At 61.1% G+C, this 25,212-nt stretch carries 24 protein-coding genes; 7 read left to right on the forward strand and 17 right to left on the reverse strand.

Going from position 1 to position 25,212, the window contains the following annotated elements; all coding sequences use genetic code 11:
- Positions 1 to 61 precede the first annotated feature (61 nt).
- Genes ACR3FE_RS14105 through ACR3FE_RS14120 form a run of 4 tightly spaced genes read right to left on the reverse strand, consistent with a single transcriptional unit; the run spans position 62 to position 3,542 of the window.
- On the reverse strand, positions 62 to 391 hold the full coding sequence (locus tag ACR3FE_RS14105) for a ferredoxin family protein (RefSeq protein ID WP_458207791.1): 330 nt from the start codon (positions 389 to 391) through the stop codon (positions 62 to 64).
- Positions 388 to 1,746 (reverse strand): FAD-dependent oxidoreductase, encoded by a 1,359-nt coding sequence (locus tag ACR3FE_RS14110; protein WP_458207792.1) that lies wholly within the window; start codon positions 1,744 to 1,746, stop codon positions 388 to 390. The genes ACR3FE_RS14105 and ACR3FE_RS14110 overlap by 4 nt, the downstream gene beginning before the upstream one ends.
- Complete coding sequence (locus ACR3FE_RS14115) at positions 1,743 to 2,762, reverse strand: electron transfer flavoprotein subunit alpha/FixB family protein (RefSeq protein ID WP_458207793.1); 1,020 nt, start codon at positions 2,760 to 2,762, stop codon at positions 1,743 to 1,745. Before ACR3FE_RS14115 ends, ACR3FE_RS14110 begins: the two co-directional genes overlap by 4 nt.
- On the reverse strand, positions 2,763 to 3,542 hold the full coding sequence (locus ACR3FE_RS14120; RefSeq protein WP_458207794.1) for an electron transfer flavoprotein subunit beta/FixA family protein: 780 nt from the start codon (positions 3,540 to 3,542) through the stop codon (positions 2,763 to 2,765).
- Positions 3,543 to 3,771: 229 nt separating this feature from the next.
- Here ACR3FE_RS14120 and ACR3FE_RS14125 point away from each other — a divergent pair, with 229 nt between their 5' ends.
- Together ACR3FE_RS14125 and ACR3FE_RS14130 are read left to right on the forward strand one after the other, a co-directional pair.
- Entirely contained in the window at positions 3,772 to 4,041 is a 270-nt protein-coding gene (locus ACR3FE_RS14125) for a hypothetical protein (protein WP_458207795.1), read from the forward strand.
- A 166-nt stretch (positions 4,042 to 4,207) separates the two neighbouring features.
- Complete coding sequence (locus tag ACR3FE_RS14130) at positions 4,208 to 4,747, forward strand: halocyanin domain-containing protein (RefSeq protein WP_458207796.1); 540 nt, start codon at positions 4,208 to 4,210, stop codon at positions 4,745 to 4,747.
- Position 4,748: 1 nt separating this feature from the next.
- Here ACR3FE_RS14130 and ACR3FE_RS14135 read toward each other — a convergent pair whose 3' ends face one another.
- Positions 4,749 to 5,387, reverse strand: coding sequence for a helix-turn-helix domain-containing protein (locus tag ACR3FE_RS14135; protein ID WP_458207797.1), 639 nt, complete (start codon positions 5,385 to 5,387; stop codon positions 4,749 to 4,751).
- Between the two features lie 141 nt (positions 5,388 to 5,528).
- On the opposite strand from ACR3FE_RS14135, the gene ACR3FE_RS14140 reads away from it, so the two are divergent.
- Positions 5,529 to 6,797: a hypothetical protein gene (locus ACR3FE_RS14140; RefSeq protein ID WP_458207798.1), complete on the forward strand. Its 1,269-nt coding sequence runs from the start codon at positions 5,529 to 5,531 to the stop codon at positions 6,795 to 6,797.
- 35 nt (positions 6,798 to 6,832) lie between these two features.
- Here ACR3FE_RS14140 and mobA read toward each other — a convergent pair whose 3' ends face one another.
- The 12 genes from mobA to ACR3FE_RS14200 form a co-directional block, all read right to left on the reverse strand.
- Entirely contained in the window at positions 6,833 to 7,483 is a 651-nt protein-coding gene (mobA, locus tag ACR3FE_RS14145) for a molybdenum cofactor guanylyltransferase (protein ID WP_458207799.1), read from the reverse strand.
- Complete coding sequence (locus tag ACR3FE_RS14150) at positions 7,480 to 8,739, reverse strand: P-loop NTPase (protein ID WP_458207800.1); 1,260 nt, start codon at positions 8,737 to 8,739, stop codon at positions 7,480 to 7,482. The genes mobA and ACR3FE_RS14150 overlap by 4 nt, the downstream gene beginning before the upstream one ends.
- A gap of 114 nt (positions 8,740 to 8,853) precedes the next feature.
- Positions 8,854 to 9,690, reverse strand: coding sequence for a HEAT repeat domain-containing protein (locus ACR3FE_RS14155; protein WP_458207801.1), 837 nt, complete (start codon positions 9,688 to 9,690; stop codon positions 8,854 to 8,856).
- Positions 9,687 to 10,580: a DUF8068 family protein gene (locus ACR3FE_RS14160; RefSeq protein ID WP_458207802.1), complete on the reverse strand. Its 894-nt coding sequence runs from the start codon at positions 10,578 to 10,580 to the stop codon at positions 9,687 to 9,689. Before ACR3FE_RS14160 ends, ACR3FE_RS14155 begins: the two co-directional genes overlap by 4 nt.
- Positions 10,577 to 11,335, reverse strand: coding sequence for a molecular chaperone TorD family protein (locus ACR3FE_RS14165; protein ID WP_458207803.1), 759 nt, complete (start codon positions 11,333 to 11,335; stop codon positions 10,577 to 10,579). The genes ACR3FE_RS14160 and ACR3FE_RS14165 overlap by 4 nt, the downstream gene beginning before the upstream one ends.
- Positions 11,336 to 11,339: 4 nt before the next feature.
- Positions 11,340 to 12,146, reverse strand: a complete 807-nt coding sequence (locus ACR3FE_RS14170; RefSeq protein WP_458207804.1) for an ethylbenzene dehydrogenase-related protein — start codon at positions 12,144 to 12,146, stop codon at positions 11,340 to 11,342.
- The gene (gene narH / locus ACR3FE_RS14175) at positions 12,139 to 13,239 is read right to left on the reverse strand and encodes a nitrate reductase subunit beta (RefSeq protein ID WP_458207805.1); all 1,101 of its coding nucleotides are present in this window, start codon (positions 13,237 to 13,239) and stop codon (positions 12,139 to 12,141) included. Before narH ends, ACR3FE_RS14170 begins: the two co-directional genes overlap by 8 nt.
- Positions 13,236 to 16,106: a nitrate reductase subunit alpha gene (narG, locus tag ACR3FE_RS14180; protein WP_458207806.1), complete on the reverse strand. Its 2,871-nt coding sequence runs from the start codon at positions 16,104 to 16,106 to the stop codon at positions 13,236 to 13,238. Before narG ends, narH begins: the two co-directional genes overlap by 4 nt.
- The gene (locus ACR3FE_RS14185; protein WP_458207807.1) at positions 16,103 to 16,291 is read right to left on the reverse strand and encodes a DUF8120 family protein; all 189 of its coding nucleotides are present in this window, start codon (positions 16,289 to 16,291) and stop codon (positions 16,103 to 16,105) included. Before ACR3FE_RS14185 ends, narG begins: the two co-directional genes overlap by 4 nt.
- Positions 16,288 to 17,703: a cytochrome b gene (locus tag ACR3FE_RS14190; protein WP_458207808.1), complete on the reverse strand. Its 1,416-nt coding sequence runs from the start codon at positions 17,701 to 17,703 to the stop codon at positions 16,288 to 16,290. Before ACR3FE_RS14190 ends, ACR3FE_RS14185 begins: the two co-directional genes overlap by 4 nt.
- A complete protein-coding gene (locus tag ACR3FE_RS14195) occupies positions 17,703 to 18,341 on the reverse strand; it encodes a Rieske (2Fe-2S) protein (RefSeq protein ID WP_458207809.1) in 639 nt (212 codons plus the stop codon). Before ACR3FE_RS14195 ends, ACR3FE_RS14190 begins: the two co-directional genes overlap by 1 nt.
- A 1-nt stretch (position 18,342) precedes the next feature.
- Positions 18,343 to 18,918 (reverse strand): hypothetical protein, encoded by a 576-nt coding sequence (locus ACR3FE_RS14200; protein WP_458207810.1) that lies wholly within the window; start codon positions 18,916 to 18,918, stop codon positions 18,343 to 18,345.
- A gap of 292 nt (positions 18,919 to 19,210) precedes the next feature.
- Here ACR3FE_RS14200 and ACR3FE_RS14205 point away from each other — a divergent pair, with 292 nt between their 5' ends.
- The 4 genes from ACR3FE_RS14205 to ACR3FE_RS14220 all read left to right on the forward strand — a co-directional run bounded on the left by ACR3FE_RS14205 (position 19,211) and on the right by ACR3FE_RS14220 (position 24,389).
- Entirely contained in the window at positions 19,211 to 19,864 is a 654-nt protein-coding gene (locus ACR3FE_RS14205; RefSeq protein ID WP_458207811.1) for a helix-turn-helix domain-containing protein, read from the forward strand.
- Between the two features lie 81 nt (positions 19,865 to 19,945).
- The gene (locus ACR3FE_RS14210) at positions 19,946 to 21,730 is read left to right on the forward strand and encodes a S9 family peptidase (RefSeq protein WP_458207812.1); all 1,785 of its coding nucleotides are present in this window, start codon (positions 19,946 to 19,948) and stop codon (positions 21,728 to 21,730) included.
- Between the two features lie 68 nt (positions 21,731 to 21,798).
- Positions 21,799 to 22,767, forward strand: coding sequence for a lamin tail domain-containing protein (locus ACR3FE_RS14215; protein WP_458207813.1), 969 nt, complete (start codon positions 21,799 to 21,801; stop codon positions 22,765 to 22,767).
- Positions 22,768 to 23,195: 428 nt separating this feature from the next.
- Positions 23,196 to 24,389 (forward strand): MBL fold metallo-hydrolase, encoded by a 1,194-nt coding sequence (locus tag ACR3FE_RS14220; RefSeq protein WP_458207814.1) that lies wholly within the window; start codon positions 23,196 to 23,198, stop codon positions 24,387 to 24,389.
- Positions 24,390 to 25,212 lie beyond the last annotated feature (823 nt).

The raw sequence follows: 25,212 nt of genomic DNA on the forward strand, positions 1-25,212 counted from the left end.
GTGATGTCGTTCGGACTGCTCGGGCAGTTCCAGAAAAAGTCCCCCGAAATCGGTACGCCGATCACCCGAATCGGAGCGAGACACCGGAGCCGTTCTCCGGGTACTCCCAGCTGACGTTGTTGTACGGGCAGGCGAACCGACAGGAGCCACACTCCAGGCAGTTCTCGTAGGCGATGACCGGGAGACCGTCCTCGCCTTTTCGCCAGACGTCCGCCGGACAGACCGTCGTACACTCGTAGGTGTCACATCGCTTGTCGCAGATGCCCTCGACCTTCACGTCGAGGTGAGACTCGCCGGGGTCTTCGTACTTGACCGTGTAGAGTCGGTCTTCCATCGACTTGTTCTCGATATTCGGGACCCCGGGACTGCTCTGGGATTGGCTCTTGCTCATGATAACATCCTCCGGTATTTCCACGCACGTTTCGCCGCTCCGCGCCACCCGCCGGCAGCGTCGAGCAGGGTGTCTTTCGCACGCTCGGTGTGCGTCTCCTTCTCCGTCCGGTCGACCTTGAAGTACTCTGCCTCGGCACTCGCCAGGGCTTCCGGCAAGTCCTTGAACAGGAACTGCCTGTCCTCGGCGAGCATGGTCTGGAACCAGTCGTACCGCTCCAGATTCTTCACGACGAAGGAGTTCCCGAGATACGTCTCGTATGGCTGGAGCACACTCGCGTCCGACCGGCCCTTCGCCGCCGCCTGGACGATAGCGCGGCCTGCGTGATACCCGCTTTCGACAGCCATGTTCGTCCCTTCGAGATGGACGCCGTTGTTGAACACGAGGCCAGCGGCGTCACCGACGATGACACAGCCGTCGTGTACGAGGTCGGGCATCGCGTCTGCACCGCCTTCCGGGATGGTGTGTGCCGAGTACTCGACCAGTCGGCCATCCCGGACGAGGGGTGCGACTGCCGGGTGGGATTTGAACTCGTTCAGCGTCTCCTCGGGAGTCTGTCCGACTGCCGCGTCCGCGATGCTGTAGGCGATCCCGATGCTGACGGTTCGCTTGTTCGTGTAGATGAAGCCCCCACCGACCGCGCCACCGACCGCGCCTTCGCCGAAGTAGTTGTACGCCACTCCGGCGTCGTCGGTGAGTCGGAACCGCTCTTCGATGGTATCCCGGTCGAATTTGAGCACCTCTTTCACCGCCACAGCAACGTCTTCGCGCTGAGGTCTTCGTTTCAGCCCGGCTTTCTCGCTCACGAGCGAGTTCGCGCCTTCGGCCAGCACCACGACCGGTGCGAGTAGCCTTCCATCCGGACGATCCGTCTCGACGCCGATTATCTTCCCTCGTTCGCGACCCGTCGCGTCGGTCTGGTTCGCGCCGCTGTCTCGAACGAGACCGGTGACGGTCGTCTCGGTGATGAGCGTCGCACCGGCTTCGACCGCCTGCTCGGCGAACCATTCGTCGAAGTCGGCGCGAAGCACGGTGTAGGAGTCGTTGTGTGGCTCCTCGCGCCACTCCCCCGGTCGCATCGACAGGGCGGTTTCGTCCGACTCGCTCAGCATACTGTATCGCTTTTCTGCGACGTATCGTTCGAGGGGTGCGCTGTCGAGGTCGGCCAGGTCACGGATGGTGGGCGTGTATAGTACGCCACCGAACATGTTCTTCGTGCCGGGCGACGACCCGCGTTCCAGCATGATAACGTCGAGTCCTTCACGGGCCATCGTCAGCGCGGCGGCGCTCCCTGCGAGGCCAGCACCGACGATGATGGCGTCGAATTCGTTGTCGTAGCTCGGTGTGTCGGTCATGGCAGTACCTCCGGTTTCGGAGCGAGTTCGTCTTTCACGAGTTCGGTCAGTTTCGGACAGACCTCGAAGAGGTCGCCGACGATACCGTAGTCTGCGTGGTCGAAGATGGGCGCGTTCGGGTCGTCGTTGATCGCGACGACGATCTCGCTATCGTTCATCCCTTCGAGATGCTGTATCGCGCCACTGATGCCGCAGGCGACGTACAGCGTCGGGCGCACCGTCTTGCCGGTCTGACCGACCTGTCGTGCCGGTTCGACCCAGCCTTCGTCGACGGCTTCGCGGCTCGCGGCGACTTCGCCACCCAGTGCATCTGCAAGGTCCTGGATCGGCCCGAAGTCACCTTCCGCACCCGCACCGCCAGCGACGATGATGTCTGCGTCCGTGATGTCGGTCACGTCGCCGACGACGCGCTCGATGACGCGAGAAAGCGTATCGTCTTCACCGACGACGCACTCGACGTGTTCGATGTCGCCGGTTCGACTCTCGTCGCTGGCGGCGGCGTCGAACACGCCGGGACGAATCGTCGCCATCTGCGGGCGGTGGTTTTCACACTTGATCGTCGCCATGGCGTCACCGCCGAAGGTCGGTCGCCTGGCCAGCAGGAGACCCTCTTCGTCCACGTCGAGCTCCGTGCAGTCGGCCGTCAGCCCGGCGTGGGCCGGAACCGCGACCCGCCCGGCGAAGTCTCGTCCGGTGTGCGAGCCACCGATGAGCACGATGTCGGGTTTCCGTGTCTCGACCAGCGAACGGAACTGGGTACCGTAAGGGTCTGCTCGGTACGGTTCGAAGACGGGGTCGTCGGCCACGAGCACCTTGTCCGCGCCGCGAGCGATGGCCTCTTCTGCCACCGAATCGACGTTCTCACCCATGACGAGCGCGACGAGGTCGTATTCGTTCTCATCTGCCAGTCGGCGGCCTTCGCCGAGCAGTTCCCACGACACTTTCGCGGCTTCGCCGCCGTGTTGTTCGACGAATACCCAGACGTCTGCGTACTCTTCGACGTCGATATCGACCATTCAGACCACCTCCTGGATGTGGCCGAACAGTTCTTCGGGCGAGTCGACGATCTTCTGTTCGCGCTCGACCGGGGATGCGGTGTCCATGCCACCGACCTGCGTCGGGGAGGCAGCGAGACCGACCTCGTCTTCGACCCCGATGTCGCTTGCAGACCACTGCTGCGGTTCGAACTCGGATTCGGCGTAGATCTTCCGGTGTAATCCGGCGGTTCGTGGCTGGTTCTCACCGAACTCGTAAGCGACCACGACGGGGAGTGTGGCCGCGACGCGCTCGTACCCACCTTCGACGTCGCGCGTGGCGATGAGTTCGCCATCTTCCGGTCGCGGTTCGAGACCTTCGGCGTAGGTGAGCTGTGCCCACTCGTTGTGTGCCGCGATGCCCGGCGGCACCTGTCCGGTCGAGGAGTCGGTACTCTCCTCGCCGCAGATGACCACGTCTGCTTCGAGTTTGGCTGCAGCGCGTGCGAGCGCGAGGCTGGTCGGCCACGTATCGCTTCCTGCGAACGCTTTGTCGGTCAACAAGACGGCGTCGTCACAGCCGAGTGCGACCGCGGTCTTGAGGATGTCTTCGGCCCACGGCGGACCCATCGTGAGTGCCGTTACTTTGCCGCCGACTTCGTCACGAAGCGCGAGCGCCGCTTCGAGTGCGTTCCAGTCGGGTTTGTTGAGTACGGCCGCTGCGTCGGCACGATTGAGGGTCCCCGTGTCGGGGTCGATCGAAACGTCGTCCGCGTCAGGTACCTGCTTGACGGGGACGACTATATTCCATGTCTGAGTCATTTGTATCGATGTGGGTCGGTGATTTCGCTACTACGTACTGGGAATCATCGCTAACAGATAGTAAACGCCGAAGCCAATTCTCAAACGGCGGGAATCCCCGATACAGTACTGCGATGCGGTTGTTTGGTGTCTTCAGGAACGAGATGGTTACGCACTCCCTATGAGCCGGTGGACTCGATACACGCACGTCATACTCTTCGTGCCGTGAGCCGTTTCGTTATCGAATCAGATGCCCATCCAGAACACAAGTGAGGAGAACGAGTCTTCCTCGGGCGACCACCCCACCTGCAATCGCTGTGAAGAACGTGCGACGGTCGAAGTGACCTGCACCCCTATCGAACGCGCCGCTGGCAAACCGATCGATTCGACGGCAACGTTCACTGGCCTCTGCCGGGGCTGTCTGAACCAGTTTCGCACCGACCTCGACCTCTCGTTCGGGATGCTCTTCGAACGCTCGTCCGACACCGGCCAACGCCGTATCACGGTGAAACGACTGTAGCAACGGTTCTCGAACCGATTCTCGCGCCGATTTTAGAATCGATTCAGCGGTGCAGGACTCTGCACCTCTCTCGTTTCGGCTCGACCTCGACCGACATCACCGAACTCGAACATGTTCGTGGAATCATTTCTGTGGCGCAGGCCACTACAGACGAGTAGGAGTTCCGATGCAACCGAAAACGAAACTCACACGCCGGAACGTACTTCAAACGACTGCTGTCGCTGGTGGAAGTCTTCTCCTCGCTGGCTGTCTCGGCAGTAGCGGCGCGAACGAACCCACCGATAGCGAATCGGGTGGCGACCAGACAGACGACACGACGGAGAAGTCGTCCGACGATTCGTCGGATAAATCATCCGACGGCTCGTCCGCGTTCGGTGACTGGTTCGAAGACGTACCGAACTACGACAGTGTCTCCGACGAAACCGGCACGGACAAAGTCACGGTGACGGTCGGTGCGGACGCGAACAACGGATTCACCTTCGCACCACCTGCGATCAAAGTATCGACCGGAACGACCGTCGTCTGGGAGTGGTCCGGGAAAGGTGGTTCACACAACGTCGTCGATCAGGACGGCGCATTCGAGAGTAAGATGGTCGGGGAGAAGGGGCACACGTTCGAACACACCTTCAGTGAGGCCGGGACGTACAAGTATTATTGTGAACCGCACAAAGCGATGGGGATGAAAGGCGGTATCCTCGTCGAATAACTTACTGTAGCATACTCTCTACGAACCAATCCACGATCCGTCCCTCGGCTCGATGGAGGATATCGCTCGCCGTGGCTTTCGTGATATCCATCGATTCTGCGACGTTCGTCAACGTCGCCCGCCGAGGCGTTTCGTAATATCCCTGTTCGACAGCTGCGAGTAACACTTGTTGCTGTCTATCTGTCAGGATTGAGTCGCTTTCGTTGTCACCGATGCTTCGAACGTAGTCGATATCGAACTGGATTCCCGATTCCTCCAGCCGTGTTCCGAGTGCGGAGAGTCGACTCGTCGACGTCGTCAGCTCCCAACTCGCAGACCCCTCGACGACCTCGAACGGTGTCTGTAACGGCACGCCGACCTCCCAGACTGGATCTAACAGCACGGGATTCGTCGTCTCGACCTGTAACAGTGCTTCGTCTTCGTCCTTCCAGAGCAGTTCGAGCGACGCGATATCTTCGTCGCGCTCTATGTCGGCGATCATCGGAACGGGATTTTTCGCCGACAGTTCGAGAAGCGCGACGCTCGAATCGACCCCCGACAGAACGGTGATGACTTTGAAGACACAGTCCGGGTGGGCTTTCGAGACCTGAGATATCCACGTCTCGTCTGGAATGGTGATGGTGAATTTGGCTCGTGGCACTCGTTTCCTCCGTCAGTAGCGCGTAGGGGTCACACGTGCAAAGGGGCGATTCCTAACATGTTCGTACGCCACCGACTCGTTCGCACGAACCGTTACCCGTCGTCCGTGACAAGGAACGTACACGAGAGGTACACAAACAGTATGCAATTACGAAACAACCCGTTCTTCGTCATGGCGGCACTGTATCTGACGGTCGGACTACTGGCCGTCGTCGGTAAACTCGCCGTCGGAGTCGATTTCGTCGAACCACTCACGAGACTTCGCTGGGTGATGATACATCTGGTCACTATCGGTGCGTTGACACAGGCGTTGTTCGGGGCGCTGCCCCATCTCATCGGAAGTGTTGGAGAATCGACTACTCGTCTCTCGCCCCGACTCCGCTGGGCGCAGTGGATCTCCCTGAACGTTGGCTATCCACTCATCCTGTACGGGATGACGACCGGTTCGAATCTCGTGGCGGTCACGGGTGCGACCATCGTGCTATTCGCGTTGGCGCTCCTGATGGTCACGGTGTACCGGGTCAGTGCGGGTTCGCGTAGCGAAGGGCTGATTCGATATTACCGCGTCGCCCCGTGGTTTCTCGTCACCGGCATCCTCGCCGCCTTCGGAATGTTGCTCAACCTCCACGGTCCGGGTGGCTACTTCGGTTCGATAGAAGCACACGTTCACGCGAACGTCTGGGGATTCCTCGCGCTCGTCGTCGCTGCGACACTCCTTCACCTCGTTCCGGTACTGGCGGGAACGGAACTCCGTTATCCTCGTCTGAAGCGCGTCACGTTCTGGGGCATCACCATCGGCGCGGTCGGTCTCGTCTCGGGCCCGTGGCTGGCGATGCACGTGTTCACCTTCACGGGACTCGCGATCTACGTGGTCGGGACGATCGCACTGTTGGCGAACATCGTCGGAACGAAGCGAGCGAGCGGCTGTACGAGAGACTCCCGAGTCGCGCATATCATGGGTGCATACCTGTGGCTCGTCTTCCCGGTTCCGTGGGCGCCTCTCGTGCTTCTGTTCCCGAGCGCAGTCCCCGGTCAAGCCATCGAAACGGCGGCCATCAACGGGCTGGTCTTCGGCTGGATGCTCCAGTTGGCGATGGCGTTCCTGCCGATCGTCGTTGGCGCATTCGAAGATGCGGACGGATTCGTGAACCTGAAGAGTGCGGTCGAGTCGAGTACCTACGCTCCATCGTGGGCGGGCGTCGTCAGCATCAATCTCGGGATGCTCGCTCTCTGGGCGACGGCGTTCCCAGCGCTTTCGACCGTCGCGGAGATGCTCAGCGTGGCTGGCTTCGCGCTCATCGCCCTTCCGTGGGCGCTGTTCGTCGTTCGACTGTGGCAGGCCCTCATCGCCGAGACCCCACGCAGTCGGCGTGGAGAACCGACTGATGCGTCGGCATCGCTCGGTGACTGAACACTGCTGAACGTCCATTCGTTCGAACCGACGTTTCACTTCCGAACCGTTTCGAGTTCGCCACTCGATTCGATCCCCTCTTCGAGGCGGCGAAGGTCGTCGACGGTGTTGACGTCGGTGAACGTCGCAGAACCCACATTTTCCGGAAACTTCTCGACTGGAACGACGACGGAGTCCAGCGGTTCGACGACCGAGAGCAGTCGGTAGTTCTCCTCCCGAAGCGCGGTTCGACACGCGGAGGCGAGTCGAGCCGTCCGATACACTGCTTGCGTGGGTTTCAACCAGCCCCCACGACCGCGTGGAATGGCCGCATCGTGACCCACAGCGCGTTCGAAGAGATGGTCGAGGAGTTCGGGCGAGACGAGCGGATTGTCACACGCGACGACGGCGACGTACTCTGACCGAACGTCTCGCGTTCCGGCGGCGATACCGGCTGTCGGCCCGAGGTCTGGGACGGGGTCGATGGCCAAACTGTACTCTTCAGTGCGACCGGTCAAAGCGTCGGTGAACGATGCTACCTGGTCTGCTCGGCAGTTGACGACGAGCCGATCGACGACGCGGTCGAGTCGTTCTACGACGTGTTCGAGAAGCGGTCGTCCGTCGAGTTCGGCGAGTGCCTTGTCGCCACCGTCGAATCGCGTGGCGTAGCCCCCCGCGAGGACGACTCCAACTCGTTCGTCGGTCATCGATTCGTCGGATACTGCGTCCGGAGTATCCACGTCTTCGGATTCGGCCGCGCGACCTCGAACGTCTCGAACGCTTCGCGTGGATCAGAAACCTCGGCGAGTTCTGCCAGATAGCTCCGAACCGGCGCGGGGTCGCGGTCACTGACCAGAACGAACTCCTCACCGGGTTGGCGTTCCGTGAACGCCGTCTCGACTCGTTCGTGGCGTTCGTTCGGTGGTACGTCTCGCAGATCGACCGCATCGTCTGGTATCGAGACGTTCCAGATCTCGTCCAGCCGTGACTCGACGCGGTCGCCGAGCGAGCGCATCTCGTCCCCGACGGCTCCGGGTTTCGGTGTGGATTGGAGGTCGCTGCTGAAGGGCAGTCGCGTGAGGACGGGCGTGTCGAGGGAATCGAGTGGTGACTGGTCGGGGAAGAGCGAATGTTCGTCGCCGCAACTCGGGCAGGTGAACGTCTCCATGTTCACGACCGTTCCGAGCACCGGAACGTCGTTCTCCTGGAAGAGCGCGATACTTCGTTCTGTGTCGGTGACTGCGGCGTGGAACGGCGTGGTCACGAAGACGACGCCATCGACGGGTACCTCCTGAAGCGTCGTCAGCACGATATCGCCCGTGCCCGGCGGGAGGTCGATGACGAGCGTATCGCGGTCTTTCCAGGCCGTCTCCTCGAACAGTTCGGTGAGGGCGTCGTGGGCCATCGCACCGCGCCACGCCAGCGGTGCACCCTCTTCCATGAGTCCGACGCTCATGACTTCGAGGCCGTCCGCCGCTATCGGCAGCGGGTTGCCGTCGTCGTCGGAGTACACCGGCCCGCTAACGTCGAGGAACGAGGGGACGTTCGGGCCGTGGATGTCGGCGTCGAAGAGACCGACGTTCTGTGTCTCGGCGAGCGCACACGCGAGATTGACGGCGACCGTGGACTTTCCGACGCCACCTTTGGCACTGGCGACGGCGATGATGGTGTCCACGTCTGCGACGCCGGATGACCGCCCCTCGGTCGAAGGTGCAGCGTGTTCGACGTGTGCGCTTTCGACGCCATCGACCGTGGAGACGGCGCGAAGAACGGTCGAGATGAGGGCGTCACTTTCCTGTGGCTGGAAGTCGGAGAGGTCGGCTTCAACGGTCACGTTTCCGTCCTCGACGTCGATGTTCTCGACGATTCCGGCATCGAACACGTCGATGTCGAGGTTCGGGTCTCTGACCTTGCGTAACTCTGCTTCGATTCGATCCGTGAGGTTCGATTGGTCCTGGGGCATCAGTTGCTCGTCGTCATGCGTTCGGTCGTCGGTTCGTCATCATGTGTTTGGTCGCCGATTCGTCATCTGTTCGGTCGTCGGTACGCGACCACGAGTTCGATTGTCGATACGCGGTCACAGATTCGGCTGTCGGTTCAGCACGTCTTCACCGGGAAGCCCGGTCGTCATCTCGTCCAGTGGGCCGCCGAACTGTCGTCGGAACGTCCCCGGATCGACCGTGAGTGCTCGTGCGGCAGTGTTCCGGACGATCTCTGGTGCCTCGTCGTCGTTCGCTAGCTTCTCCAGCGCGTCCTCTGCTCGCTCGTCGTCGATCCCACCCAGCATGTGTGCGACCCACTCTCGAACCCGCTCGCTTGGGTCGTCGACGAGTCCGAGGAGGTGTTCGAGCGAATCTTTGCCACGAAGTTTGAACAGCGATATCGCTGCATTGCGGCGGACGGCGTGGTGGCCGTCCTCGAGTCCCTCTTCGATCCGGTCGGCGTAGGAATCGCTGTCGAGTCGGTCGAGTGCGACGAACGCCTCCGCGCGAACCCACGGGTCTTCGTCGTAGCTGATCGCGATCGCACCCTCTTCCGCCCGTTCACCGCCGAGTTTCGCAAGGGCTTCGACGGCAAACTGCCGGACATCGGCGTCCTCGTCGAGTCTCCCGGCCTGTAACAGCGTGTCCACGACGATCTCCGAGCGGGACGCCTCTGCGAGTGCGAGAGCGGCACGGCGCCGTTCGACTGCATCGCCGTTCGTGAGTATCTCCAGCTTCGTTGCCACCGATTCGTCCACCAGTGGCGTGATGTCGCTCGCGGCGAGTTCGCGCTTCGACGCTTCGCCGATGGTGATGTCACGACTCACTTCGATGTCGGACAAACCTTCGGGATGCTGACCGAATCCGGGACTCTGCTCGGGATGTACTTGCGGGTCTGTCGGCCCGTCCGTCGCCTCCTCGGGGTCTCTCACGTCGAGTCACCTCCCGAGGGTCGGACGAGGAGTGCCAATCCGAGTACGACCGCGATGGCTCGGGGAATCGTCGCCGGGACGCCTGCGACGAGCATCAGTCCGGCACCCAGACCGGTCGCGGTGTGTTCCGAGCGCAGCCCACTCAGCAAGGTGACCGTCCCGCCTGCGACCCCGAGAACGATCACTACGAGTGCGGTGCCGACGGCGGCGAGACCGACGAGCGTGGCGGCTCCAGTCACGAACGGGACTTCGAGCCCCACCTTCAAGAGTAGACCGCCGACCGCTCCGCCAACTGCCCAGTCGAGCCAGCCCGGTCGAACGAAAACCGGCGTGAAGGCGAGACTGAACAGCGCGAGTGTCGAACCTGTCGGTCGAAAGTGGGCAGGCAGCACGCCCATCGCACTTCCGAGCGAGAGGACGGCGGCGAGAAGCACCCCCAGTGCGACCACCGAACGGCGAATCGCTCGATATCCTCGGGGGCGTCCAAGTCGTGCGCCCACAACGAGCGCACCGCCGCCGACGATGGCGACCAGTGCGGGAATCGCCACTGCTGGCGTGATGGCCGCCAGCGCACCGAACACCGCAAGGAACAGGAATCCCGTCCGTTCGATCTCGTTCTCGGAGCTCACTGCGAGCAGGAATCCGGCGAGTACCGGTCCGAGAAGTGCCATCGTCTCGATGGTCGGCGTCACGTCGGAGACGACCGCAGGCATCGAGAGGGGTGCGTTGCGACCGATTCGAATGGCGCTCGCAGACCCCACTGTGGCGAGTGCGAGTACGCCAGCAGCTACCTCAGACGAAACCGGAGTCCGGTCGCCGACGGCTTTCGAGAGGCCAGCGATCGGTCGTAGCAACGATTCCACCCCGCTACGTTCGGTTCGACCGCTCATCCACCGCCTCCGTCGAGCCGTTCCGCCAGGTCCTCGGTGTCGGCTTCGGTGAATCGTTGGAGGAGCGTGGCGAGCGACCCGTAGAATCCGGTTCCCGGCTCGTCGGCCAGTCTGTCTGCGACGCCGTTCACGACGACGCGGAGGTGTCTGTCGAGGAAATCGAGTCGGGCACGAGCAACGTCGCTATCAACCGCGGCCTCGCGGCGGCACAGATACCCCATGAACTCCAGTTCGAACCTGATGTGGTCGTGGTTGTCCCTGTCGGAGTTGTCCACGCCGAGGCCGAAGTACTCGTACGCTCGTGCGAGGTCGAGGTTGACGTCGTTCCACGAGACCTCCGAGCGATACGTGGATTCGTACAGCGGAACGGGCGGTTCTTGTGACGACATCGTCCCATCGGTCGGGTCGAGAACTTCCGAGAAGCCGATTACGAACAGGTCGTTGTATCGCGCGGCGAGCGTGTCGTGGTCGTCGTCGGTCGTCAACGATGGCGCATCGATCGAGAGACCACTCGCATCGAGCAACGACTGGAGTTGTGCGTCGAGACTCCCGTCTTCGAGGGCGGCGTAGAACTCGTCATCCGGATCGATGAACGACCGCGCGAGGAGTGCGTACACGCCGCCACGGGCCGCCGCACTCGTCTCGATGGTCTCGTCTCGATTCCAGTCTGCGACCGTGCCGCTACCCTGCAGTTGCTCGCTGCCTCCGCGAATCGATTCGTCGGTGGTTTCGGTGGTATCGGTAGTGTCGGTCATGCTATCACGTCCTCCGGACGGCAGACACGGTGACGAGCGCGACCACGACGATGGCGAGTCCGGCGATGGTCCAGAGTATCGTCTCGAATGGTGCACCGGACGGTTCCGGGCCGAGCGCGAGGTGGTGCCACTCGCTGACGCCCTTCCGACCCGACCGTTCCATGTTCGACCCGTTCCAGACGCCGAACGCCACGTCGACGTTCTCCCGAGTCGTGAACTCGGTTCGGTTCACCTGGTTGGTACGGAGGTCTCGTTCGAGGACGAGCGTCCAACTCCCGTTCTGATACGTCTTCGCAGTCTCGACGGACGTATTGTCGAAGCTCGTCGTCGTACTCGGCCCACCTGCGAATAGTTCCTGGGTTCCGACGTTCGCACCCCAGTACCAGACGTTCACCTGATTTCGCGTGCTCCCCATCGAGATGGCCGGGCGCTCGGAGGTGTTGACCGGGAACTGGACTGCTGCGGCGTCAGCGAACCGGCGTGGCCCGAGCGTGTCCGAGTCGTTCGTTCCATCCTTCCACGTCAGTCGGAGATACAGCTTCGCGTCCGTGCGTGCGGCCTGTACCTGCATCTCGTCGACGGAGGTGTCGTTCGCGTTCGGCACTGAACTCGGCGCGTTCGACAGCGGCACCGTCACCTGCGGCACTTCGTCCCAGTTATCGGCGGTCGGGTTCGAGAGCGAGTCGCCCTGTACCTTCTCGACCGGAATCTGGTTGGCCGGGCGTCCCTGGATGAGCGTCGGGACGGTCGCCGAGACGAGCACGAGACAGATGGCCAGGACGCTGACCACTGTGGCGGTTCGATTACGCATCGTCGAACACCTCCAATCGGTACTGTTTGGCCGGGTTCTTGGTCGTCAACATGTCCATCAGTTCGCTCGACCCGCCACGTCGAACCTTGTCGCGCTCCTTCTCGATGGTGTCGAGCGCCTGATGAACCTTGTCGCCGAACAGCTCTTCGAGATACTCGCGCGGGATGCGGTCGGCATCGACGCTCTCGCCGTCTTCGGAGTGTTGCGGTGGTGCGAACGGCGGGATGTAGTAGACGTTCGGTTCGGTGCGGTACTCGGGGTGGAGACGGAGCGCGACGCCCCACTCGTTCACCAGCTTGTGGATCGGTCCCTTCTGGTCGTCCAGGAAACCGACGAGCCGAAGCTGTGGCGGACAGTCCGCGGCACAGGAGGGCGGTCGCACCTCGTCGTCCGGGCCGTCACCCTTGATGCGTGGGTAACAGAAGATACACTTCTCCGAGGTCTTCGAAACCGCATTGTAGTACACCTTCTTGTACGGACAGCCCTCGACGCAGTACCGGTAGCCGCGACATCGTTCCTGGTCGATGAGGACGATCCCGTCTTCTTTTCGCTTGTAGATGGCTTTCCGTGGACACGCCTCCACACACGAGGGGTGCGTGCAGTGGTTGCAGATACGCGGGAGGTAGAAGTAGTAGGAGTTAGGGAACTCCCCTGCCCCCTGGTCTTCGTCCCAGTTCGGTCCCCACTCGGGGTTTTTCCCCTGTGGGCGAAGCGGCTCGTCGCTTCCTTCGAACATCACTGCGGTGTGGTTGAACTCCCATGCGCGACCGTAGTCTTCCTGTGAAGGAAGCTCACCGTCTTTGTACTTCCCGTGGGCCTCGTCGTGGGCTTGCTCGCGGGACTCGAACCCGCCGCCTTTCTCTTCCCAGTTGCGGGGGTAGCCTTTGCCGGGTTTCGTCTCGACGTTGTTCCAGTACATGTAATCGCGCCCGCCGCCTTCCGTCCAGTTCGTTTTACAGGCGACGGTACACGTCTGGCAGCCGATACATTTGTTCAGATCCATCACCATCGCTACCTGATGGTCGACGCCGTCTGCGAGATGGACGTGGTGGTCGCCTTCGCCGCTCTGTGTGGTGGTTCCGTCGGAGCTCATCCGCCATCACCTCCGTCTTTCTTCTCCACTTCAACGCGAACGTCGCTGTTCACCCCGGTCGGTCCCCAGTAGTTCGGGAAGAAGTGCAGATGTTCGCCACTGTCCTCCGGATATCTGACGAGCTGTGTCGGTTTCATATACATCGGTACGAGCGAGTTGAAGTTGCTCCGTCCTGGGAACTGGAACTTCTCCCACGCGAAGTACATCCGGGCGGTTCCCGGCTCTCCGCTCGGATAGATCTTCGCCTGTATCTCGACCGAATCGAGTTCGTTGTACACCGTCACGGTATCGCCGTCCTCGATGCCACGTTCTTTCGCATCGTCGGGGTTGAGATACAGCGTCGGTTCACCGCGCTGGAGTCGGAGCAGTTTCTCCACGTCACGCCACGTCGAGTGAATCGACCAGCGTCCGTGGGGCGTGTTGTAGCGCAGGGGGTACTTCTCCGGGTCTTGCTCGTTCTCCGGACGCTTGTGTGTCGGCAGTTCCTCACCGAGTTCGAGGAACCAGTCGTGGTCGATGTAGTACTGTTGGCGACCGGTGAACGTCGGCCACGGCTCTTTGCCCTGGACGAACCGCTTCCACGGCGTGTAGGCTTTGCCATCCTCCACGTCCGAGGTCCAGTGGTCGCCAGCGGTCAGGAACCGTTTCGGCTGGTCGTCGATCCCGTCGAAGGTGATCTGTTCGTCGCTACCCTCGGGGTTCGTCTCCTCCGAATGTTCGAGGATGTACTCGCAAGCGGCTTTGTCCTCGGTCAGCGCACCCGCCTCGTCGTTCGACCAGTCTCTGACGTAATCGTCGTGGATCGACTGGAGGTCGATCTTTCGGTCGAACTTCCGGTCTGGAATCGGCTCGACTCCCTGTTTCGTGGCGAGTTCCTGAATCTTCTGGGCGAGTTCGCGGAATATCTGCCAGTCGGATTTGGCCTCACCGAGCGGTTCGACGGCGGGCGTGAACGGATGCACGTACGTGTGCATGTCCGTCATCGAGAGGTCGTACTTCTCGTAGTGGCTCGCCGTCGGCAGGACGATGTCGCTGTAGAGGGCGCTCGAATCCATCCGGAAGTTGATGTCCACGACGAGGTCGAGTTTCGGCCAGAGTTTCTCCTCGACGGCGACGTTCCCCTTCGCCTGGTTGAAGTAGTTCCCCCGCCAGATGAACATCATCTTCGGGTCTGGCCGACTGCCGTCCTCGCGCTCTTCGGGATAGAGTGGCATCCACTCCTTGTCGATGGCCTCCCTGATGCGGGCGGCCGTATCCTCGTCTGTGTTGTTCAGGATGCCCGCGTGGTAGTACGTCCAGAGCGTTGTCGGGACGCCTCTAACGCTTCCGGTGGGGAACGACAGCGTCTTCCAGCCGTGAACCGTCCAGATCTTCTCCTGGCCGACGTAGTGGTCGAGACCGGTTCCCTGTCTGCCGAGGTTCCCCGTCAGCGTCACCAGTAGCTGGATGGCGCGGTTGCCGAGGTCGTTGTGATACCAGTCGTTCACACCCTTGCCGTGGATGATCTTCGCGCGGTCGACTTCAGCGAATTCGCGGGCGATCTGCTGGTACGTCTCCGTGCCGACGCTTGTCTCCTCGTTGACGAACTCCGGCGTGTACTTCGAGAGTTCCTCACGGAGTCGGAGCCACACTGACCGAACTCGAACGTCGCCATCGTTGGTCGAGACCGTTCGGTCGACTTCCAGTTGCGGGTCGAAATCGACTTCGATGCTCGAATCCGGATCGTACTCACCGGCCCGGTTACCGAGCGACCCCGGCGCTTTATGCAGGCTGCCGTTCGCATCCTGCATGACGAACTCTTTCTTGTTTCCACTGCCGATGTCGGACGCCCGAAGGAACTTCCCGGTATCCTCGCGAACCAGCAGTGGCATGTCGGTCTGTTCTTTCAGGTGTGCTTCGTCGTACAACCCTTCGTCGACGATGGTCTGAGCCATCCCGAGCGCCAGCGCCGTGTCAGTCCCCGGTTCGGGCGCGATCCACTCGTCACAGTGGATGGCCGTCTGCGAGTAGTCGGTGAAGACACCGACGCGCTTCGTGCCTTCGTAGGCAGCTTCGAGGAAGTACTTCGCGTCGGGGATACGAGTGACGTTGACGTTCGACCCCCACGCGATGATGTAGTCGGCGTTGTACCAGTCGGCACTTTCGGCGTTGTCCGTCTGTACACCCCACGTGAGTGGTTGCCCCGGTGGCAGGTCCGAGTACCAGTCGTAGAACGAGTGGCTCACTCCGCCGAGCAGGTTGACGAGTCGTGAGCCGCCAGCGAAGGAGACGGGACTCATGGCCGGAATCGGCGTGAACCCGCTGATCGCGTCGTAGTTCTCGGCTTTCACCTCTTCGATGACCTTTTCGGCGATCTCGGTGAGTGCTTCGTCCCACGAGATGCGTTTCCACTTCCCTTCGCCACGAGCGCCGACGCGCTTGAGTGGGTATTTGATGCGCTGTTCTGCGTTCACGTAGTCGGAGTAGCACGCACCCTTCTGACAGCCGCGTGGGTTCGGGTCGGGGATCGATTCGTCGAATCGGGGGTAGTCTCCCGCCTGCTCCTCTCGCCAGACCTGCCCGTTTCGCACGAACACTTCCCACGAACAACTGCCCGTGCAGTTCACGCTGTGTGTGCTTCTGGCGGTCGAATCCCAGTCCCACTTCTCGCGGTAGAGGTCTTCCCAGTCGCGGTACGGATAGTCCCCGACAGGGTCGTCGACGACCTCCAGTCCGTCCATGCTGAGGAAGTCGTCTGCGAGACCCGCGCCGGTCGCGCCGGTCACCGTCGCCAGCCCGATTCCTTTCATGAAATCACGCCGAGCGACGCTTCCGTCGCTCCTGTCTGTCGAATGTTGCTCTCGTGTGATGTCGTTTTCTCCGCTCATTGTTCGTAGTCGATGAAAATCGTCAGCAGTGCGATACAGACGCCGAGTGCGCCGAAAGCGATACCTGCGAGCGTACTCCCACCCATGTCGAGACCGATCGCCACGAGTACGACGCCGAGCAGTTTGGTTAACTGGTCTAACCGACGGTACTGGTGTTTCGAGAGCGTCAGTGTTCGTCCACTCATTTGCTCTCACCGCCCGTCTGCGTTTTCGTCTGTGATTTCGTTTCGGAACCTGTCGAGTCGCCACCATCGTCGGCTATACTGCGGTTTCTGCCAGACGATTCGTCGTCGGAGAGGCCGCCGAGCGTCACGTAGGTGATGGCACCAGCGACGAGCGGCCCGACGATCATGGCGATCAGGAGGCCGGTCGTGGTCGCGTCGGTCGTGGTTCCGATGAGTTCTGCGAGGATGTTGTTCATCCCGGCGATGGACGCGATCATGACGAAGACCACGGCAGCGATTCCGACGGCGGTCTGCCACGGTCGGTGGAGTGGATTCGCCGTGAAGTGTGTCGGTCGCTTCTGCCGGTCGATGAACGGCCAGAGGAACACGGCAGCGAACACTAGTCCGGGCAGGAAGATGCCCCCGATGAACTCCGTGTTGACGTGGATTCCGAAGATGGTGAATCCGAGCCAGCCGGGGATCACCTTCAGGAAGCCGTAGAGCCACATCAGGAACCAGTCGGGCATGATGAGGCCGGGCGTCGTGGCCGGATTGTTCGGCCCATACTCCGCGATGTTGTGAACCGGCAGGAACCCGGCGAGCAAGGACAGCGTAGCGAGCGTCAGGAAGAACACCACGGCGCTCACTGCGGCCTGGTTCGGAAACGCCGGGAGTCCGATGACGACGCTGTCGTCGTCTTTCGCCACTGGCTTGGCTCCGGGCACGTCAGATTCACGCGCCTTTTCGGTGTGTTTCTGCCGGACGAGGATGGTCATGTGTACCGCGATCAACACCGCGATGACGGCTGGTAGGAGGAAGACGTGGAGGAAGAAGAATCGCGGAATCGTCGCACTAGACGGGAACTGTCCGCCGAACACGAGCTTCGCTAACGTCCCCCCGATTATGGGCACCGATAGTGCTAGATTGTATCCGATGCCGGTCGCGGTGCTGGCGAACTCGTCGAACGGGAGTGCGTATCCGGTGTACGCCGCGAACATCGAGGTCAGCGCGAGACCGGTTCCGACGACCCAGTTCGGCTCGCGCGGGTTGCGGTACGCTCCGGTGAAGAAGACGCGCAGCATGTGCAGCGCCATCGAGGCGATGAACAGGTGTGCGGCCCAGTGGTGCATCCGTCGCAGGAGCATCCCGAACGGTACGTCGTACGTGATATGCAGGACGCTCACGAACGACTCTGGTAGCTCCTGTCCCTGGTACTGTTTGACGCTCCCCTCGTAGACGACGTCGCTCGTACTGGGTTCGAAGAAGAACCCGAGGAACGTGCCAGTCAGCACCAGCACGAAGAAGCAGAACAGCGCGACCTCGCCGAGGAGAAACGAGTCCTCTGCGGGGAACGCCTTTCCGAGGAACGACTGGGCAGGGCCGAGGTCGAACCGGGTGTCGAACCAGTCGTAGACGGAATCGAGTCGACTCATCACTCTCCCCCCGGCCCGACCGGTTCGATGAAGTCGCCCGTGGCGATGAGATTGCCTTCACTCGACAGCGTGAGTGGCAGTTGCGGCAGCGGTCGCGGCGGTGGCCCTCCCACGACCTTCGCCCCTTCTTTGAGTGCGAACTTTCCGAAGTGGCACGGACAGACGGCAGCTTCCCCTTCGTGCTCCGATACCATACAGCCCGCGTGCGTACAGACCTTCGAGTAGGCGGCGTAGCCGCTCACCGTGAATTCCATCTTCGTGTCGCCGCCGTACTGGCCCTCCGGGTATCGAACGAGCAGGGTCGGTGCCTTCTCGATTCCGGGTCGCGGCTCGGGAAAGACGGTCATGAACTCGCCGTTCTTGAGTTTATTCTCGGTGATGTATTCGCCCTCTTCGTCGATGAGCGCGACTCCATCCGAGTAGATCGGGCCAGTGTACTTCCGTTCGAAGACCTTCGTCAGTCCGGCCAGTGGCGCGGCCAGACTTCCCATCGCGGTGAGTCCACCGATGGTTGCGAGCACTTTCGCGTAGTCACGTCGAACGAGTTCACCCCGGTCGTCTGTGAAGATGCTCGGTCGCTTGGCTCCGCCATCCCCACAGCCGTTGCAGGCTGAACAGTCGTCTTTCGAACCTCCCATCTCAGTGCCCCCTCCGTTCTGCGACCTCGACGTGCGGCATGAACCATGCGTAGTACGCGACGGTCAGGGCCGCAAGTGAGAGGAACATCCCCGCGGCGTACACTCCGAAGTACTGTGTCCGAGCGAGCGTCAGGTACTCGCCAGAGAAGAGTGCAGCGAACGCGATCGCCAGGACGGTCAACGCTCCCATCACGACGATTCCCTCCATCGCGTCCGTCGCGTCGTGGTATTCGACCACCCATCGTGAGTCCGAGTGGAACCATGGAAGACCGAACTGCCCTCCGTCCGTCACGATCGCGTCGTCCTTGTCGTCCGGACGGACTGCATCGTTCATGAACCGGTGAGTCGCAGTCAACATACCGATGAGGGCGAACAGCGCCACCCAGACGATGACCCCCACCTGACTCGGGGAGAGTTTGTTCGGCGTGTCGAGGAACCCGGCCAATGGCCGCATCTCCGTGACACTCTGGTCTATCTCTATCTCTTCAGCCGGTGGCTCTCCGTGCAGTGCGATGTACCACATTGGGAGCAACACGGCCAACAAGAGGATCAGTATGACGAGTACCTGTTTTTTCATTGTGTTATCTTGTCCCACGTCTTAAATTTACTCGGTTGCCTATACCTTCCCAGTGCAGAATCTTCTGCTTCGATAGCGGTTGTCAACCCTTATCTCACTTCCAAATCGCACTACGGTCTGCGGACTAGGGTAAATCTCACTAGAAGAGAATCATTGCCCTGTAGGCTAGGTACCCTTCCCAAAAAATTAAGGGTGTTTTTAACATGCTCTCGATTAACGCTCATATATATATACATCGAGAAAATAGTAAGAAGGAGAAGGGTTATGAATGTGAACGAAGTGAGTAAACGGTATGCCTGGCGGGATACACGCACAACTTAGCATCGGTGATCCGACGGCCTGCCCGCTCACCGCTATCAGCGAAGAGTCGACGGTTACCTCCGTCACCCGGAGCACTGGCGATTCAGACGCCACCGATACGACGGTCGAGTTCACGCTGGAGCATGATTGCGACGACTCCGGTGCGACGCCTCCCGACGATATGACCGCCGTCTTCGAATACGAGAAGGAGACGGTCTATCGGTTCTCCCGTGATTCCGACGAGGAGTGCCCGTGTGACCACGTGGAGCGAAACGGCTGTCCGATTCGTGACGCCCACGCCGACAGGGGTCGAGTCATGCTGTCGTTCATCTCCCCGGACGTAGCGACACTCCAGTCTATCATCGGGGAACTCAAATCGAACTACGACTCGGTCACGGTTCAGCAACTCGCACAGACGACGCCTCGAAACGATTCCTCCTCGCTCTTTTTCTTCGACAAGGGTAAGTTCACCGACCGCCAGTACGAGGTGTTACAAACCGCCCACGAACTGGGTTATTTTGCACACCCCAAGCGGGCGAACGCTGGCGACGTCGCCGACGAACTCGGCATCACCACGCCCACGTTCGTCGAGCATCTTTCGGCCGCGCAGTCGAAACTCCTGAAGCAGTTACTGAACGAGTGTTGACGACCACCGCCTCCCGACGAATACCGGGGAAATGGACCGCCTTGGCGAATCCTTTTGGAGTCACCGTCCTTCGACCGCAGTATGTATTCCGTCTCACGGTATCTGAGCATCGACGCCGCCGAATCACCGACCATCACGGTCGACGGCGACCTCGTCTTCCTCGTCAATACCACTGGTACCCCGCAAGTCTGGTCGCTCGACTCGCCGAATGCGTGGCCCGACCGTCTCACCGGGCACGAAGAGCGCGTCTCGTTCGTCTCGGCGTCACCGACTCGTCAGGAAGTCATCTTCGGGATGGACGAAGGGAGTAACGAACGCGACCAGTTCTACCGGTACGACCTGACCGACGGCACCGAAACCCCCCTCACCGACGACCCCGAGCTGATCCACCTCTGGGGCGCGTGGAGTCCAGACGGCGACCGAATCGCGTTCGCCGCGAATCGCAGGGAACGAGACACGTTCGACGTGTACGTCCAAGATCGCGACGCGACCGACGCGACGCTCGTTCACGAGGGGGAAGGTGGATTCCTCAACGTCGAAACGTGGGCCGAGCCCGGTATCGTCCTCTCGAAGGCGAACGCCAGCTTCGACCAGAACCTCTACTTCCTCGACCCCGAGACGGGCGACCACCACCGGATAACCGACGACACGGAAACCCGATACGCGGACGTTCAGTTCGGTCCCGACGGCGACCTTTACTGCGTGACCAACCACGGGACCGACACCGCCTACGTCGGTCGAATCGACATCGACGATGGAACTCACAGCGTCGTCCAGGAGGGCGGCGAGTGGAACGTCGACCGACTGACCCTTCACGGCGGGACAGGTCGCATCGTCTGGAGTCGGAACGTCGACGGCTACTCCGAGGTCGCCGCCGGACATCTCACGAACGATGGCGACGACATCGAATCGTTCCCTGACCCGACCCTTTCAGACGGCGTCGTTTCCGAAGTCGCGTTCGGTCCCGATGGAGAGCGATGTGCCCTCTCGCTGAGTCGGAGCGACGATCCGAAGAGTGCCTACGTCCTCGACCCCGAGACGGGGGCGGTGGAGCGGTGGACCGACTCCGGAACGGTCGGTATCCCTCGCAGTTCCTTCCGCGAACCAGAGGTCGTTCGGTACGAGTCGTTCGACGGTCGGGAGATCCCCGCGTACTGGACGCTTCCACCGAACGCATCGCCGGGTGAAACACCCGTCATCGTGGACATCCACGGCGGCCCCGAACACCAGCGCAGGCCGTGGTTCTATCCGATGAAGCAGTACTATCTCCAGCGAGGCTACGCCGTCTTCGAGCCGAACGTCCGCGGGTCGTCGGGCTACGGTGCGGCGTACGCCAACCTGGACGACGTTGAAAAGCGTATGGATTCGGTGCGCGACATCGCCGAGGCGGTCGAGTGGCTCGAAGAGCAGGAGGCCGTCGATTCCGACCGCATCGTCGCCTACGGTCGCTCCTATGGCGGGTTCATGGTGCTCGCTGCCATCACGGAATATCCCGACCTCTGGGCCGCTGCTGTCGATTTCGTCGGTATCGCCGACTTCGTCACGTTCCTCGAAAACACCGGGGAGTGGCGTCGCTCGCACCGCGAGCGCGAGTACGGTTCGTTGACGGACGACCGTGCCACCCTCGAAGAGATCAGTCCCATCCACGAGGCCGATCAGATCGCTTGCCCGCTATTCATCCAGCATGGAGCAAACGACCCACGCGTCCCGGTCGAGGAGGCGAAACAGATCGCCGAAAAGGTTCGTGAGCAGGGTGTGCCGGTCGAGACGTGTATCTTCGAGGACGAAGGCCATCACACCACTTCGCGGTCGAACCTCATCGAGGAGTTCGAGCAGATCTCGGCGTTCCTGGACGAGCACGTATAAGCGATCTCGAAAGTTCGTTTCACCGAGTAGTCGACCATCGTTTATGCCCTCGCCAGTCCTACGATGATGTGACTCTCCAGATGTCTCGTGGAACGACGCGAGTGCTACTCGTCCTGTTGGTGCTTTCCGCCGGTTGCTCGTCGCTCGCACCCCTGCCGGGTGAGCAGACCACTACAACCACGAACACTACCACCACCACATCAACGGCGATCCAGAAGACCGAATATCGAGTGACTGTCGTGGGAGTCGTAGATGGCGATACGTACAAGGTTCGGTTCCGGAGCGGTGCGGTCGAGAACGTTCGATTGCTCGGAATCGACACGCCCGAGGTTCACGTCGAGAACGACCCCGAGGAGTTCGAAGGCATCCCGACCACCGACGACGGTCGAGCGTGGCTCCGCGATTGGGGTCACAAATCGAGCGAGTTCGCCCGCACGAAGGTCGCCGGAAAGACGGTGACGATACGCACCGACCCGCAAGCCGACCGACGCGGGAGCTACGGCCGGCTGCTGGTGTACGTCTACGTCTCCGATGGGAAATCCGTCAACGAACTTCTCGTCGAACAGGGCTACGCGCGTCTCTACGAGAGCCAGTTCAGCCAGCGTGCGGCGTTCGCCAGTGACGAGCGATACGCACAGGAACAGAGGATCGGACTCTGGAACTACGACGGGCCGGGCGCTACGGGCAGCACCGTCAGTAGCTCGACAGGATTGGTCGTCTCTGCTGTCCACGCCGACGCCAGTGGCAACGACCACGAGAATCTGGGAGACGAGTACGTCACGTTCCGGAATACGGGGGCTGCTGCCATCGACATGACGGGCTGGCAGATTCGAGACGACACCGGTCACACGTACACCGTTCCCTCGTTCACGCTCGGCCCAGGCGACTCTGTGACGCTGTACACCGGTCGTGGAACGGACACGGCGACGAAGCTCTACTGGAACCGCGATCGTGCCGCCTGGAACAACGGTGGCGACCGAATCGTCGTCACGAATTCGAACGGTGAGACAGTTCTTCGCCACGAGTACGGGGGCTGACAACTCTTCAGCAGCACACACCCCTCCTCACCCACCGACATCTTCTCGAAACACTTCTCCGGCAGCGAGGACCGCCACTCCGATCATCCGCACGTCGCACGGTTATCTCGGTACGACTGAATCTGGGCGGCTACGCGAGATTGGTGTTGGTGTCGATATCCCGCTCGGGGCTGGGGCAGGTTGAACGGCGGCGATTCTCACGGAAACCGACCTCGCACTCAGTGCCGGTGTCGGTGCGAGTGGCGGTCTCGTCGTCGGTGGATCCGTCGGCCAGTTCGCGGAACAGGTCGCCGAAGGAAACCGGTGGGTAGCCCGTGGGGTCGCGTTCGCACTACTCGTCACGGCTGCTCGCAGGTCGCAGCGAGGCGAACCAGCGCCGAGTTGAGCCTGACCGCAGTTTTATCGACTACCACGACCTACGGTAGCACATGACGGGCGAGGATGAGTTTCCAGAAGCCGACGTTCCGGTCGAATCGCTCGACCCCGAGCACCTGAGAGAGACCATCGACCGAGGTGAACCAGTGACAGTTCTCGATGTTCGTGTCGAGTCGGAGTACGACGAGTGGCACATCGAGGGTGCGAACGTCGATATCGAGAACATCCCCTACTACGAGTTCATCGAGGACATCGACGACGAACTGCTGGCGCGAGTTCCGGACGCAGACCGACTGGTGGTGGTCTGCGCGAAAGGCGGAGCCAGCGAGTACGTCGCGGGTTTGCTCGAACGGGAAGGGCGTGACGCGGTCAATCTCGCAGACGGGATGAACGGTTGGGCGAACATCTACGAAGCTCACGAGGTCACGAAGTACGAGGGCTCGGGTACCGTTCTTCAGTATCAGCGCCCGTCGAGTGGCTGTCTGGGATACCTCGTCTACCACGAGGGGAAGGCAGCCGTCGTCGATCCATTGCGGGCGTTCGCGGAACGATATCTGGCCGACGCAGACGAACTCGGCGTCGAACTCGAATACGCAATCGATACGCACATCCACGCCGACCACGTCAGCGGTGTCCGCGGACTCGCCGCGGAAGGGGTCGAAGGAGTCCTCCCGAAACAGGCCGTCGAACGAGGTGTCCAGGACGAAAACGAGTTCATGACCATCGAAGATGGCGACACGCTCTCCGTCGGTGGTGTCGAGATCGACGTTCTGCACACGCCGGGCCATACGACGGGGATGACATCGTATCTGGTCGATGGAAGCATGCTTCTGACGGGTGACAGTCTGTTCACGGAGAGCGTCGCTCGCCCCGACCTGGAGGAGGGCGCAGCGGGCGCACCCCACGCCGCCCGCGAACTTCACCGGACCCTCCACGAACGAATCTTCTCGCTACCGGACGAGACGATCATCGCACCCGGTCACTTCGGGCCTGTGGCGACTCCCGCAGACGACGGAACGTACACGGCGCGACTCGGGATGCTTCGGGAGTCGATGGCCGCACTCTCGATGGAGCGCGACGAGTTCGTAGAGTTCATCCTCTCTGACATGCCGCCCCAACCGGGGAACTTCGAAGACATCATCGCCGTCAATCTCGGCCAGCGGGACGTGGACGACGAGCGAGCGTTCGAGTTGGAACTCGGCCCGAACAACTGTGCCGCGACAGCCGATGCCGCCACAGGTGACTGAGGCTTTATCGAAATCCTCGAAAATTGAAAATTTCCAATGTGAGCGTTGAACACGGGGCGCGAATCTGTCACGTGGCTTTACGACCGGAGAATCACGTACAGGTGAACCTCGTAGTAGTTTGCTAATTCTGAACGCCGGTGCGTTCTGACTCCTGAATCCAGCCGATTCTCCTTCGGAGACGCGCCCATCCCCGTTTCCAGACGAGCCAGTATCCGGGAATAGCGCCTATCACGAACAGAGCGACGTAGTACTGTAACTCGACTACAGGAGGGTAGATACCAGTCGCAATCACGTTGCTGAATCGGAGAGCAAACCAGAGTTGTACCGCTACGAGATGGCCGATTACGAAGGTGCCGATGCTTCGCTCCCGTACCCCGGCGATTTCTGTTCGCCCTCCGATTTCACTCCGGTAAAGCAGATACCCGATAACGAGAGGCTGAAAGGCAGTACATCCGATAGCCCACAGAAGATTCGCATTACTTCCCCGTTCGGTGGCGTCGAGGTAAATCCAATAACCAACGAGAACCGAGAAGGCTGCGTGAAAAAAGAAGAAAGGTGAACCGAGGATGTTCGTGAGAATCTGGCTCATGGCGACTAATGATTTCTAGACGGCTTAATACCACTGTTATACCGGACGAATCTAGGGAAACTCGTTCAAATCGTAGATCTAGTTCACACGTGATTCGGAGACTTTTCGCTAAAACAAACGCTTGTGTTGTACTGCCTACAACCTCTCTATTCAGCACGAGGTTTGTGACAGATAGTCGGCAACTCGGTGGGCCGCTGTAAGATACAGGGCGCGTATCTTCCATACCACACTTAC

The sequence above is a fragment of the Haladaptatus rarus genome, assembly GCF_054177585.1.

What these genes read in the sequence shown, in the direction of transcription:
- ACR3FE_RS14105 (WP_458207791.1), bottom strand. Translation starts at nt 391, where the DNA reads ATGAGCAAGAGCCAATCCCAGAGCAGTCCCGGGGTCCCGAATATCGAG.
- ACR3FE_RS14110 (WP_458207792.1), bottom strand. Translation starts at nt 1,746, where the DNA reads ATGACCGACACACCGAGCTACGACAACGAATTCGACGCCATCATCGTC.
- ACR3FE_RS14115 (WP_458207793.1), bottom strand. Translation starts at nt 2,762, where the DNA reads ATGGTCGATATCGACGTCGAAGAGTACGCAGACGTCTGGGTATTCGTC.
- ACR3FE_RS14120 (WP_458207794.1), bottom strand. Translation starts at nt 3,542, where the DNA reads ATGACTCAGACATGGAATATAGTCGTCCCCGTCAAGCAGGTACCTGAC.
- ACR3FE_RS14125 (WP_458207795.1), top strand. Translation starts at nt 3,772, where the DNA reads ATGCCCATCCAGAACACAAGTGAGGAGAACGAGTCTTCCTCGGGCGAC.
- ACR3FE_RS14130 (WP_458207796.1), top strand. Translation starts at nt 4,208, where the DNA reads ATGCAACCGAAAACGAAACTCACACGCCGGAACGTACTTCAAACGACT.
- ACR3FE_RS14140 (WP_458207798.1), top strand. Translation starts at nt 5,529, where the DNA reads ATGCAATTACGAAACAACCCGTTCTTCGTCATGGCGGCACTGTATCTG.
- mobA (WP_458207799.1), bottom strand. Translation starts at nt 7,483, where the DNA reads ATGACCGACGAACGAGTTGGAGTCGTCCTCGCGGGGGGCTACGCCACG.
- ACR3FE_RS14150 (WP_458207800.1), bottom strand. Translation starts at nt 8,739, where the DNA reads ATGCCCCAGGACCAATCGAACCTCACGGATCGAATCGAAGCAGAGTTA.
- ACR3FE_RS14160 (WP_458207802.1), bottom strand. Translation starts at nt 10,580, where the DNA reads ATGAGCGGTCGAACCGAACGTAGCGGGGTGGAATCGTTGCTACGACCG.
- ACR3FE_RS14165 (WP_458207803.1), bottom strand. Translation starts at nt 11,335, where the DNA reads ATGACCGACACTACCGATACCACCGAAACCACCGACGAATCGATTCGC.
- ACR3FE_RS14170 (WP_458207804.1), bottom strand. Translation starts at nt 12,146, where the DNA reads ATGCGTAATCGAACCGCCACAGTGGTCAGCGTCCTGGCCATCTGTCTC.
- narH (WP_458207805.1), bottom strand. Translation starts at nt 13,239, where the DNA reads ATGAGCTCCGACGGAACCACCACACAGAGCGGCGAAGGCGACCACCAC.
- narG (WP_458207806.1), bottom strand. Translation starts at nt 16,106, where the DNA reads ATGAGCGGAGAAAACGACATCACACGAGAGCAACATTCGACAGACAGG.
- ACR3FE_RS14185 (WP_458207807.1), bottom strand. Translation starts at nt 16,291, where the DNA reads ATGAGTGGACGAACACTGACGCTCTCGAAACACCAGTACCGTCGGTTA.
- ACR3FE_RS14190 (WP_458207808.1), bottom strand. Translation starts at nt 17,703, where the DNA reads ATGAGTCGACTCGATTCCGTCTACGACTGGTTCGACACCCGGTTCGAC.
- ACR3FE_RS14195 (WP_458207809.1), bottom strand. Translation starts at nt 18,341, where the DNA reads ATGGGAGGTTCGAAAGACGACTGTTCAGCCTGCAACGGCTGTGGGGAT.
- ACR3FE_RS14200 (WP_458207810.1), bottom strand. Translation starts at nt 18,918, where the DNA reads ATGAAAAAACAGGTACTCGTCATACTGATCCTCTTGTTGGCCGTGTTG.
- ACR3FE_RS14205 (WP_458207811.1), top strand. Translation starts at nt 19,211, where the DNA reads ATGCCTGGCGGGATACACGCACAACTTAGCATCGGTGATCCGACGGCC.
- ACR3FE_RS14210 (WP_458207812.1), top strand. Translation starts at nt 19,946, where the DNA reads ATGTATTCCGTCTCACGGTATCTGAGCATCGACGCCGCCGAATCACCG.
- ACR3FE_RS14220 (WP_458207814.1), top strand. Translation starts at nt 23,196, where the DNA reads ATGACGGGCGAGGATGAGTTTCCAGAAGCCGACGTTCCGGTCGAATCG.